Source organism: Curtobacterium sp. 320 (assembly GCF_031455235.1).
Taxonomy (GTDB): Bacteria; Actinomycetota; Actinomycetes; order Actinomycetales; family Microbacteriaceae; genus Curtobacterium.
In genome coordinates this window covers 497,645-509,274 of record NZ_JAVDSI010000001.1, presented here as the reverse complement: position 1 = coordinate 509,274, position 11,630 = coordinate 497,645, and the positions used below count along the sequence as shown (strand labels likewise).

The window sequence follows — 11,630 nt, the reverse complement described above, 5'->3', positions numbered from 1 at the left end:
CACCGGGCGCACGAAAAGACTCCTCACGCACCCGCCAGAGCCCGGTTACCCTTGCTGCGTTTCCGCCCTGGGGGAGTTGGCCTGGATGGCGTCACGTGAGGAGCCGCCGAGAAGTCTACCGGACGCGACGGGCAAGATCGGACACATGAAGATCGCCATCGCCGGAGGCCACGGCCAGATCGCCCTCCTCCTCGCCCGCCAGATCACCGACGCCGGCCACGACGCCGTCGCCATCGTCCGCAACCCCGCGCACGTCACCGACGTGGAGCAGCAGGGCGGACGGGCGATCGTCGCCGACCTCGAGCAGCTCGACGACGACGAACTCGGGCTCCGGCTGCGCGGGGTCGACGCGGTGGTGTTCGCCGCCGGGGCCGGTCCGGGGAGCGGCGCCGAGCGGAAGCTCTCGGTCGACCGGGACGGGGCGATCCTCCTGGCGGACGCGGCCGAGCGCGCCGGCATCCGCCGCTACGTGATGATCTCGGCGATGGCGGCGGACTCGTACGACCCGGAGCGTGCGGTCGTGCCCGCCCGGTCCGAGGCCGATGTCTTCCAGGTGTACCTCCGCGCGAAGGCCGAGGCGGACGCGAACCTGCGGGCGCGGAGCCTCCGCTGGACGATCGTCCGCCCCGGGGGCCTGCTCGACACGCCGCCCCAGGGCACGGTCGACGTCGGCGCCACGGTCCCCCGCGGCACGATCCCACGCTCGGACGTCGCGGCGGTGGTGCTCCACGCGCTCCTCGACGACACCGCGGTCGGCGTGCAGTTCGAGGTCACGAGCGGCGACACCCCGATCCCCGCGGCGGTCGCGTCGCTCGGCTGACGACAACCACGGCAGCGGCGTCGAACCACGGATCCGACATCGAACCGGGCGACGACGCTGGTTCGACGTCGGATTCGTGGTTCGATCGCGGTGCCGCGCCCGCCGCAAACGCGCCGCCCGCCGCGCCCGCCGCAAGCGCGCCGCCCGCCGCGCGCGCCGCCCGCCGCGTCAGAGCGCGACCGCAGCCGACTGCCGGGCGATCTCCAGTTCCTCGTTCGTCGGGATCACGAGCACCGCGACGCGCGACGTGTCCGTGGAGATGAGCCGCGCCTCCCGAGATGCCAACTCGTTGCGGTCCGCGTCGATCTCGATGCCCAGGTGCTCGAGCCCGGCGAGCACGCGCCGGCGCAGCAGCGCGTTGTTCTCGCCGACACCCGCGGTGAACACCACCGCGTCCAGCCCGCCGAGCTGCGCCGTGTAGGCGCCGACGTACCGACGGATCCGGTGCCGGTACACGGCGAGCGCCGCCTCGGCGACCTCGTCGCCGTGCAGCGCCGCGTCCTGCACGTCGCGCATGTCCCCGTTGCCGGTCAGGCCGAGCAGCCCGGACTCCTTGTTGAGCATGGTGTCGAGCTCGTCGAAGGAGAGCCCGGCCTCGCGGTGGAGGTGGATGAGGACCGCGGGGTCGAGGTCTCCGGAGCGGGTGCCCATCACGAGGCCCTCGAGCGGGGTGAGCCCCATCGAGGTCTCGATCGAGCGTCCACCGTCGATCGCCGCGGCGGACGCCCCGTTGCCGAGGTGCAGCACGATCGTCTTGAGCTCGGCGAGCGGACGGCCGAGGAACTCTGCCGCCTGCTCGGACACGTACTTGTGGCTCGTCCCGTGCATGCCGTAGCGGCGGATCGCGTACTTCGCGGCGAGGTCGGCCGGGATCGCGTACGTGTAGGCGTGCGGCGGCATCGTCTGGTGGAACGCGGTGTCGAACACGGCGACCTGCGGCACGTCCGAGAAGACCTGCTTCGCGGCGCGGATGCCCTCGAGGTTCGCCGGGTTGTGCAGCGGCGCGAGGCTGTTCAGCTCCTCGATCTGCCGCTCGACCTCGTCCGTCACCACGGTGGCCCGGTCGAAGGTGGTGCCGCCGTGCACGACGCGGTGGCCGACCACGGCGGGCGGGTGCTCGTCGAAGGACGGCCCGACCTTCGCGAAGGCGTCGATCATGGCCTGGAAGCCGGCCGCGTGGTCGGCCACCGGGGTCGAGTCGTTCGACGAGGACTCCCCCGTGAGCGCGTTGGTGTGCTTCCACGCACCCGTCGACTCGCCGATGCGTTCGACGAGGCCGGAGGCGAGCGTCCGCTCCCCCTCGAGCTCGATGAGCTGGTACTTGAACGAACTCGATCCGGAGTTCACGACGAGGGCTGCGGTCACGGGATGGGTCACTTTCTCGGTCGGACGGGAGGCGCGGTGCGGGTCGCGCGGGTCAGCCCGCGTCGGTCGCGGTGCCGGCCTGGATCGCGGTGATCGCGACGGTGTTGACGATGTCGCCGACGAGCGCACCGCGGGAGAGGTCGTTGATCGGCTTGCGCAGGCCCTGCAGGACCGGGCCGATCGCCACGGCACCGGCCGAGCGCTGCACGGCCTTGTACGTGTTGTTGCCCGTGTTGAGGTCGGGGAAGATGAACACCGTGGCCCGACCCGCGACGGGCGAGTCCGGCATCTTCGTCGAGGCGACCGTCGGGTCGGCGGCGGCGTCGTACTGGATCGGCCCCTCGACGAGCAGGTCCGGGCGGCGCTCGCGCACGAAGGCGGTACCGGCGCGGACCTTGTCGACGTCCGCTCCCGAGCCGCTGTCGCCCGTCGAGTAGCTGAGCATCGCCACGCGCGGGTCGATGCCGAACTGCGTCGCGGTCTCGGCGGACGAGATCGCGATGTCCGCGAGCTGCTCGCTCGTCGGGTCGGGGATGACCGCGCAGTCGCCGTAGACGAGGACCCGGTCGGCGAGGGCCATCAGGAAGACGCTCGACACGATCGAGGTGTCCGGCCGGGTCTTGATGATCTCGAACGACGGCCGGATCGTGTGCGCCGTGGTGTGCTTCGCGCCGGAGACCATGCCGTCGGCGAGCCCGAGCTGCACCATCATCGTGCCGAAGTAGGACACGTCGGTCACGGTGTCGCGGGCGAGCTCGATCGACATGCCCTTGTGCGCCCGGAGGCGGGTGTACTCCTCGGCGAAACGCTCACGGAGCTCGGGGTCGAACGGGGAGACGAGCTGCGCGGCGTCGAGGTCGAGGCCGAGCTCGGTCGCCCGGGTCCGGATCGCGGCGGGGTCGCCGAGGATCGTGAGCTCGCACACCTGGCGCTGCAGCAGTGTGGACGCTGCGCGGAGGATGCGGTCGTCCTCGCCCTCGGGCAGGACGATGCGCTTGCCGTACCCGCGGGCCCGGTCGAGCAGGCCGTGCTCGAACATGAGCGGCGTCACGACCCCGGAGGGCGTGAGCTGCAGGCGATCGCGCAGGGCGTCGGCGTCGACGTGCTGCTCGAACAGCGCGAGCGCGAGGTCGGCCTTGCGGGGCGAGTCCGCCGCGAGCCGTCCGCGGGTCTGGGTGATGCGGAGCGCGGTGTCGTAGGTGCCGAGGTCGTTCTGCGCGATCGGCAGCGAGCTCGACAGCCCCTCGAGCAGGCGGGAGATCTGCGGCGCCGTCTCGAACCCGCCGTTGAGGATCACCCCGGCGAGGCTCGGGAACGTCTCGGACTGGTTCGCGAGGAGCGTCGCGATGAGGACGTCGCTGCGGTCCCCCGGGACGACGACGATCCCGCCCTCGATCAGGCGCGGCAGGACGTTCTCCATGCTCATGCCGGCGACGACGGTGCCGAGGGCCTCGCGGTCGAGCAGCGCTTCGTCGCCGCGCACCAGGGTCGCCCCGGTGGCCTCGAGCAGGGCGCGGACGGTCGGGGCGACGAGGACGCGGTCCTCGGGGATGGCCCACACGGGCAGGTCGGGGTGGTCGTCGCTGACGGCCTGCCGGACGCTCGACACGACCGACGGCAGGGCATCGGGGTCGGCGCGGTTCACGACGATGCCGAACAGCTGGGCGTGCGCGGCGCGGAGCTCGCTCGTCGTGACGTCGGCGACCTGTGCCATGTCCTCTGGGGTGCGGGCACCGCGTTCGGCGGCGTCGCGGCCACCGAGCACGAGCAGCACCGGAGCGCCCAGGTTGGCCGCGACCTTGGCGTTGAACGACAGCTCCGTCGGGCTGCCGACGTCGGTGTAGTCCGACCCGAGCACCACGACCGCGTCGCACTGCCGCTCGACCTGGGCGAAGCGGGTGACGATCGTCGCGAGCGCCGCGTCCGGGTCGGCGTGCACGTCGTCGTAGGTGACGCCGACCGCGTCGTCGTAGGAGATGCCGACCGCGGTGTGCTGCAGCAGGAGTTCGAGCACGTAGTCCGGCTCGTCGACGGAGCGGGCGACCGGTCGGAACACCCCGACCCGTCCGACCGAGCGTGCGAGGGTCTCGAGGACACCGAGGGCGACGGTGCTCTTGCCCGTGTGTCCTTCTGCTGACGTGATGTAGATGCGGGTCGACACGCGTCCAGGGTAGTCGGCGCACACGGCACGACATCTGGGAGCCCCGGCACTTCCGACACGCGGTCGTGAGCACTCCGGAGAACCTGTACCATTGGGTGTCGTCGTCGGAAGACGGCGCCAGGAGAATTCGCCTAGTGGCCTATGGCGCACGCTTGGAAAGCGTGTTGGGTGCAAGCCCTCGGGGGTTCGAATCCCCCATTCTCCGCCACCAGCCCGGAAGCCCCGGGAACCGATCGGTTCCCGGGGCTTCCGTCGTCCGGGGCGCTCCAGCGCACTCCGGACAGGACGGTCCCCCACCCGGCGGACCCCGCCGAACCCCGTTCGCCATGGACTGGCCGGGAAACGATGCCGAGGGGTGGAACGGGCTGTCCCCGATACCCGTCGGTCGCCTAGACTGCCCAGACGGACGACCCCGGGACGGGTCGGACACGGTGCACGGAGCGGCAGGGGCGCGCTCCCCGGGCGAGCGTCGAACGCTGCCCGGGCACCCGAGGGACGAGGAGTCCACGTGGGGGACCTGACGGCGCCGGCAGCAGCTCGGCCGAGCGCGACCGTGTACGACGTGGTCCTCCGGCCGCGTCGCTCGCTCGTGCGCTCGACGATCCTGAGCGTCGTGTTCTCGGCCGTCCCCCTCGCCGTCGCCCTCGTCTGGGTCTCCCTCCCGATGCGCCTCTGGCCGGTCGTCACGGGTGCGGTCATCCTGCTCGCGGCCGCCGTCGCCGTCGTCTTCGTTCGCCTCGGCACCGCGTTCATCGGTATCGACCCGGTGGCGATCACGGTGCGCGGCGTCCTCACGCAGAACCGTCGGGTGGACCGCGACCGCGTCCACAGCCTGGTCCTCGCCACCACGTACGGCAGCGCGGTCGAGCGCACGACGCGCGAGCTCATCGCGCTCGACGCCGCCGGCGCCCACCTGTTCCGCCTCCGCGCCGACACCTGGAGCGACGCCGGCATCGACAGCATCGTGGACGCCCTCGGCGTGCAGGTCACCGACGAGACCCGGCCGATGTCGATCCGCGAGTTCGTGCGGCGCTACCCGGCGAGCCGGTCCTGGTACGAGCAGCGCGGAGCGTACGTCGCCGTCGGTGCGGTGGCGGTCCTCGCGGTCGCCGGGCTGCTCGTGGTCGAGACCACCGGCCTCCTCGGCTGACCCCTCAGCGACGGCGGCGCAGGGTCGAGAAGATCCCCTGCACGACCTCCTTGGCGATCGTCCTGCCCAGCCCGGACCCGAGCAGGTCCGACAGCGGGTCGTCCACCTTCCGTGACGTCGTCGTCCGGGACGACGTGCGCCTCGACCGCCGCGCATCGGCCGCCCGTTCGGCTCGCTCGAACTCCCGCTGCGCCCGCTCGTACTCCTTCTGCGCCGCCGCCCGTTCGCGCGCCTCGGTCTTCTCCTTCGCCGCCGCCTCCTTCGCCGCGGCGGCAGCGGCGCGGGCCGCCTCCTTCTCCGCCTCGGCGGCAGCGGTCGCCGCGGCCTTCTCGGCGTCCGCGGCAGCCGCGTCCGCAGCGGCGGCCTCCATCCGGCGGGCGAGGATCTCGTACGCCGAGTCGGGGTCGAGCCGCGTGCCGTAGGTGGGCAGGAGCGGCGATGCCTGCACCCGCGCCGTCTTCTCGGCCGCGGGCATCGGGTCCATCGAGCCCTCGGGGGCGCGGAGGCGCGTCCAGGCCACCGGCGTCGGCGCGCCCTTCTCGTTCATCACGGTGACGATCGCCTCACCGGTGGCGAGCGAGGTCAGCACCTCCCCGAGGTCGTAGTCGCTCGTCGGGTAGGTCGACACCGTCGCCCGCAGCGCCTTCGCGTCGTCGGGGGTGTGCGCCCGCAGCTGGTGCTGGATCCGCGAGCCGAGCTGGGCGAGCACGTCGTTCGGGACGTCCTTCGGGGTCTGCGTGACGAAGAAGATCCCGACGCCCTTCGAGCGGATGAGCCGGACCGTGCGGACGATCTGCTCGAGGAAGTCCGCCGACGCCCCGCTGAAGAGCAGGTGCGCCTCGTCGAAGAAGAACACGAGCTTCGGCTTGTCCTGGTCGCCCACCTCGGGGAGCTCGTTGAAGAGGTCGGCGAGGAGCCACATCAGGAACGTCGAGAAGACCTCGGGCTGGTCCTGCACGCCGGGCACCTCGAGCAGGCTGACGATCCCCCGGCCGTCGGCGGCGGTGCGGAGGAACACGGTCGTGTCGATCTCCGTCTCGCCGAAGAACTGGTCGGCGCCCTTGTCGGCGAAGGTGATCAGCTCGCGGAGGATCACCCCGGCGGTCTGCTTCGACAGCCCGCCGAGCTCGGCGAGCTCCGCCTTGCCCTGGTCGCTCACGAGGAAGGTCAGCACGCTCCGCAGGTCGGACAGGTCGACGAGCGGCAGCCCGGCCCGCTCGGCGTAGTGGAACACGAGCCCGAGGGAGGACTCCTGCGTGTCGTTCAGCCCGAGCACCTTCGACAGCAGGAGCGGCCCGAACCCGGACACGGTCGCACGGATCGGCACGCCGGTCCCCTGCCCGCCGAGCGAGTAGAGCTCCGCCTCGCTCGCCACCGCGCGCCACTCCTGGCCGATCCCGGCGGTGCGCGCGAGGAGCTTGTCGTTCGGCGTGCCCGCGACCGCCAGCCCGGACAGGTCGCCCTTGATGTCGGCGGCGAAGACGGGCACCCCGTTCGCGGCGATCTGCTCGGCGAGGACCTGCAGCGTGCGCGTCTTGCCCGTGCCGGTCGCGCCCGCGACGAGACCGTGTCGGTTGAGCATGCCGAGCGGGATCCGGACCTGCACGTCGGGCACCGCGGCGCCGTTCACGAGGGCACCGAGCTGCAGCGCGCTGCCCTCGACCTCGTAGCCGGCGCGGATCGCCGCGACGGCGTCCGCGCCGAGTGGCGGCCCCTCGATGGTGGTCGGCTCGGGAGGCACGGTGCCGGTCGTCGACGTCGGCTCGCCCGCCGGGGCGGTCGCGTCCACCGCCGGGGCCGGGGAGTCGACGACCGCCGGCTCCGCGTCGGGCTCGAGCCGCGCCTCCTGGCCCTGCGCCACCGCGGCGGCGAGCTCCTCCGCCCGCTGCACCGCCTCGTCCGCGAGGCGCCGGGCCTCGTCGGCCGCCTGCTTCGCTGCCTCGGCCGCTGCCCGTGCCTGCGCCACCACGTCGCTCATGTCCACAGCATACGAACGGCCGGACGCTCCTGTCCGGCGCGTGCCGTGGCACCGTGCGACGGTCAGTGCGTGAGCGCCGGGACCGTCCTCGGTCGGACGACCGCCCAGAGCAGCACGATCGCGACGGCCGACGTGCACGCCATCACCACTGCCATCGGGGTCGCCGTGGTGATGCCGATCCACCCGACCACGGGCGAGATGATCCCCGCCACGCCGAAGTTCAGCGCGCCGAGGAGCGAGGCGGCGGTGCCGGCCTCCTTGCCGTGGGCGGCGAGTCCGATCACCTGGACGAGCGGGAACGAGAAGCCGCACGCGGCGATGAAGAACCAGAGCGGCACGAGCACCCCGACGAGTCCGGCGCCGAGCTGGTCGAGCACCATGATCGCGACGGCGGCGAGGAACAGGGTCGCGGTCGAGCACGCGAGGATCCACTGCGGTCCGACGCGCTGCGCCAACCGCGCGGAGACCTGCACGCCGACGACGACGCCGACCGAGTTCACCGCGAAGAGCAGGCCGTACTGCTGCGCGTCGAGCCCGTACAGGCCCTGGAACAGGAACGGTGACGCGCTGAGGTACGAGAAGAGCCCGCTGAAGACCATCGCCCCGATGAGCGCCACCCCCACGAAGACGCGGTCGGAGAAGAGTGCCCGGTACCGCTGCCCGATGGTGGAGTGCCCGGCCTCGTGCCGACGTGCCGGCGGGAGCGTCTCGACGATGAGCAGGACCGCGGCGAGCACGACAGCGGCGCCGTAGCAGGCGAGGAAGACGAAGATCCCGTGCCAGCTCACGAACCGGAGCATCTGCGAGCCGATGAGCGGGGCGAGGATGGGCGCCAGGCCGTTCACCATCGCGAGGCGGGACAGCATCCGCACGAGCGGCTTGCCGCCGAACAGGTCGCGCACGGTCGCCATCGCCACGACGCCACCGGCCGCTGCACCCATGCCCTGCAGGACGCGGAAGAGCGCCAGCACCTCGACGTTCGGCGCCAGTGCGGCTCCGAGCGATGCTGCGACGTGCAGGCTCGTCGCGATGATGAGCGGGAGCCGGCGACCGACCTTGTCGCTCCACGGGCCGACCAGCAGCTGTCCGGCCGCGAAGCCGAGCGTCGTCGCGGTGAGGGTGAGCTGCACCGCCCCGTCGGTGATGCCGAACTCGTCCTTGAGCGACGGGAACGCCGGCAGGTAGAGGTCGATCGTGAACGGTCCGAGCGCGGTGAGGGCGCCCAGGACGAAGACGTAGACGAGTCGCTGCCGGCGGGAGAGCGCGTCTCCCGGGTGCAGGACGACACGGAGCGAACCGGTGGTGGCGGGCGCGGTCACGAGCAGGAGTCCTTCGACGGTGAGGGGTGGGGAAGTGATCGCGGCGTCGATCGAATCGATTCGTCCGCGGAACCATCCTACGGGTCCCCCGAGCGCCACCGCAGCAGTCCGGGGCGTTCTCCCGCGTGTTGCCACGGCTCCCGCCCCGCTCGGACGCGGCACATGCGGTACCGTCGGACTGCTCGCCGCCGGTCGACCGCCGGCGGACGTCGTCCCGCCCGTTCCGCCGGAACACCGGCGGGACGGAACCGGATCAGAAGGGGGTGGCGTCATGGTGGATGCCCGCATCCTGCACACGACCGCTGCCCTGCGCGAGGCGATCCTGCGACTGGCCGCCGACCGGCCGGTGTCCGAGATCACGGTCGCCGACGTCACCCGGGCGGCCGGCATCAACCGCGCCACGTTCTACTCGCACGCGGTCTCCCCCGGGTCGTTGCTCGCCGACGTCCTCACGCCGGAGCTCGACCGCATCCGCGAGGACGACGCCGAGGTCCGACGCGCGGCGTTCGCCCGGGGTGCCGGCGTCGACGAGTTCGCGACGATCACCCGACGCGGCATCAACGCCGTCGTCGAGCACGTCGTCGCGCACCGCGAGATCTACGGCAAGGCGCTGCCGGACCCGAACGACGCGTCGCTGCACCGTCTCCTCGTGGAGCACTTCACGGTGTCGAGCGAGCAGCACATCCGGACGCTCGAGCGCGAGCACCGGCCGGAACTCCTCGACGACGTCGCCGCGGGCTTCGTGGCGCAGGGCTTCGTCGGCGCGATCGAGGCCTGGCTCGCCGGACCGCGACGGTCGCGGAAGGCACTGGTCGACACGATCGTGCTGTCGTTCCCGTCGTGGTGGCGCTGACCGCCCTGCCCGACGGACGTCAGTCGGTCGTGGGCTTCTCGCCGCGCTGGAGCGACTCGACCACGTCGACGGCCCCGCTGACGAGGTCGGCCTGGTCGTCGCCGGCCGGCACGCGGTAGTCCGCGGAGACGCCGTCGCCACCCGTGCCACTCGTCGGCAGCGGGTCCCCCAGCGACACCACGACGACACCGGCGTCGTGCGCCGTCTGGATGACCCCGGTCAGCGCCGAGGCGTCGACCGCCCGCACGAGCAACGCCTTCGCGCCCGTGCGCACGAGCTGGTCCACCGCGGTGCGCTGCGCGGCGGCGGACCCGTCGGCCGGTGCGACGCGGACGTCCGGGGCGAAGCCGGCGTCGGTCAGTCCGGCCCGCAGGTCTGCGCCGAGCGTGTCCTGCCCGGGTTCGAGGACCACGCCGATGACCGCGTGCCGGTCGAACCCGCCGTCGGAGCTGGTCAGGTCCGTGCTCTGCACCGGCGTGGGCGCGGCCGACGTCGTGCCCTGGCAGCCGGCCAGGGCGAGGGCCGCACCGATGACGACGGTGGCGGTGACGACGCGGAGGAGCACGACCGCCACGCTACCCGCCCACCGCGACGACGGACGGTGCCGGGACAGGGCCGAGGCGACGGACCGCGGCGACGGCGAGGACCGCGATCAGGGTCATGCCGCCGAAGACGAGCGGGAACGACACCGCGGCGTCGGCACCGCCCGTCCCGATGAACAGCAGCCCGGTGACGGCGAGCCCGATCACGCTGCCCGAGGCGTCGGCGATGGTCAGGGCCGAGCTCGCGAACCCGTCGTCGCCCTCGCCGGAGAAGCGCAGCGTCAGCATCGAGGTGCGCGGGTAGATCGCCCCCATGCCCGCGCCGCCGACGAACCACCCGACCACGAGCAGCCACCACGGCAGGCCGAACGTGGCGACCGTCAGCGCCGTGAGCAGGCTGACGAGCACGAGCGCGAGCCCGATCGCGAAGGTCCGGGTCGCGGTGAGCCGTTCCTCGCCCAGCCGTCCGTGCAGCCAGCTCGACCCGGCCCAGCTGAGCGCCGCGACCGTCAGCGCGAGTCCCGCTGCCGAGGCGGACAGGCCGTCCTTCGCCTGCAGCAGGAACGGCACGTACGCCTCGCTGCCGAAGAACGAGGCGGCGACGAGCCCCCGCAGCAGGATCACCGACGGCAGCCCGGGGGCGGCGCGGAAGGTGCCGGCGGGCAGCAGCGGGCGGAGTGCGAACCACGTCCCGACGAGGCCGACGAGCACGGCGGCGACCCGCGGCCACGCGCCGAGGTCCGGGGCGACGTTGAGCAGCAGGATCGCCACCGCGGCGGCGACCGACCAGCCGATCCGGGACCGCTGCCACGCCGGACGGAGCTCGGGTGCCGGTGGGTGCAGCCGGCCGAGGGTCGGGACGAGCAGGGAGAACGCGCCGACCGCGATGACGAGTGCACCGGCGAACACCCAGTGCCAGTTCCAGACGTCGGTGACGATGCCCGCGAGCGCCGGACCGACGAGCGCCGGCACCACCCACGCGGCGGCGAACCCGGCGAACACCGGGCCGTGCAGGTCGGCGGGGAAGATCCGGGCGACGAGGACGTAGAGCACGACGTCGATCGCGCCGGCGCCGAAGCCCTCGACGAGCCGGCCGACGAGGAAGACCTCCATCGTCGGGGCCAGCATGACGACGGCGGTGCCGACGGCGAAGAGGCCGGCCGACACCCACGCCACGATGCGTCCACCCGCGCGGTCGGTCCAGTTGCCCGCGAGGACCATGCCCGGCACGCCGGCCGCCAGGGGTGCGGCGAAGGCCAGCGCGTAGAGGGTCTCGCCGTCGAGGTCGCGGCTGATCTCCGGCATGACGGTGGTCATCGCCAGGTTCTGGAACGCCGCGACCGCGACGATCGCGACCATGCCGACGGTGGCGAGGGCGTACGGTCCGCCGAACAGGCTGGTCCTCGTCGCCGCGGTGCTCACCCGATCATCGTAGGGCCGCC

The 11,630-nt window shown here is 72.7% G+C and carries 9 protein-coding genes, 1 tRNA gene and 1 other RNA gene; 4 read left to right on the top strand and 7 right to left on the bottom strand.

Annotated elements, in window-relative coordinates:
* Positions 1–11: 11 nt before the first annotated feature.
* Positions 12–108: signal recognition particle sRNA small type (gene ffs / locus J2X60_RS02520), an RNA gene on the bottom strand.
* Between the two features lie 37 nt (positions 109–145).
* Here ffs and J2X60_RS02515 point away from each other — a divergent pair.
* Positions 146–820 (top strand): SDR family oxidoreductase, encoded by a 675-nt coding sequence (locus tag J2X60_RS02515; protein ID WP_071302619.1) that lies wholly within the window; start codon positions 146–148, stop codon positions 818–820.
* Between the two features lie 168 nt (positions 821–988).
* On the opposite strand, the gene J2X60_RS02510 is transcribed toward J2X60_RS02515, so the two are convergent.
* Both J2X60_RS02510 and pta read right to left on the bottom strand, forming a co-directional pair.
* Entirely contained in the window at positions 989–2,185 is a 1,197-nt protein-coding gene (locus tag J2X60_RS02510; protein ID WP_092386391.1) for an acetate/propionate family kinase, read from the bottom strand.
* Between the two features lie 52 nt (positions 2,186–2,237).
* Complete coding sequence (pta, locus tag J2X60_RS02505) at positions 2,238–4,346, bottom strand: phosphate acetyltransferase (RefSeq protein ID WP_309886392.1); 2,109 nt, start codon at positions 4,344–4,346, stop codon at positions 2,238–2,240.
* Between the two features lie 120 nt (positions 4,347–4,466).
* Between pta and J2X60_RS02500 the strand changes: the two genes are divergently transcribed.
* Positions 4,467–4,554: transfer RNA gene (locus J2X60_RS02500), tRNA-Ser, on the top strand.
* Positions 4,555–4,854: 300 nt separating this feature from the next.
* Positions 4,855–5,496, top strand: coding sequence for a hypothetical protein (locus J2X60_RS02495; protein WP_070418396.1), 642 nt, complete (start codon positions 4,855–4,857; stop codon positions 5,494–5,496).
* A 4-nt stretch (positions 5,497–5,500) separates the two neighbouring features.
* Here J2X60_RS02495 and J2X60_RS02490 read toward each other — a convergent pair whose 3' ends face one another.
* Both J2X60_RS02490 and J2X60_RS02485 read right to left on the bottom strand, forming a co-directional pair.
* Positions 5,501–7,474 carry a helicase HerA-like domain-containing protein gene (locus J2X60_RS02490; protein WP_309886391.1) on the bottom strand — a complete coding sequence of 658 codons (1,974 nt, stop codon included), beginning with the start codon at positions 7,472–7,474 and terminating at the stop codon, positions 5,501–5,503.
* 62 nt (positions 7,475–7,536) lie between these two features.
* The gene (locus J2X60_RS02485; RefSeq protein ID WP_070419497.1) at positions 7,537–8,793 is read right to left on the bottom strand and encodes a multidrug effflux MFS transporter; all 1,257 of its coding nucleotides are present in this window, start codon (positions 8,791–8,793) and stop codon (positions 7,537–7,539) included.
* Positions 8,794–9,064: 271 nt separating this feature from the next.
* Here J2X60_RS02485 and J2X60_RS02480 point away from each other — a divergent pair, with 271 nt between their 5' ends.
* Positions 9,065–9,646, top strand: a complete 582-nt coding sequence (locus J2X60_RS02480) for a TetR/AcrR family transcriptional regulator (protein ID WP_070418395.1) — start codon at positions 9,065–9,067, stop codon at positions 9,644–9,646.
* A 19-nt stretch (positions 9,647–9,665) separates the two neighbouring features.
* Here the strand turns inward: J2X60_RS02480 and J2X60_RS02475 are convergent, their stop codons facing one another.
* Positions 9,666–10,211 carry a substrate-binding domain-containing protein gene (locus J2X60_RS02475; protein WP_175496048.1) on the bottom strand — a complete coding sequence of 182 codons (546 nt, stop codon included), beginning with the start codon at positions 10,209–10,211 and terminating at the stop codon, positions 9,666–9,668.
* A gap of 10 nt (positions 10,212–10,221) precedes the next feature.
* Positions 10,222–11,610, bottom strand: a complete 1,389-nt coding sequence (locus J2X60_RS02470; protein WP_309886390.1) for an MFS transporter — start codon at positions 11,608–11,610, stop codon at positions 10,222–10,224.
* Between the last annotated feature and the right edge of the window lie 20 nt (positions 11,611–11,630).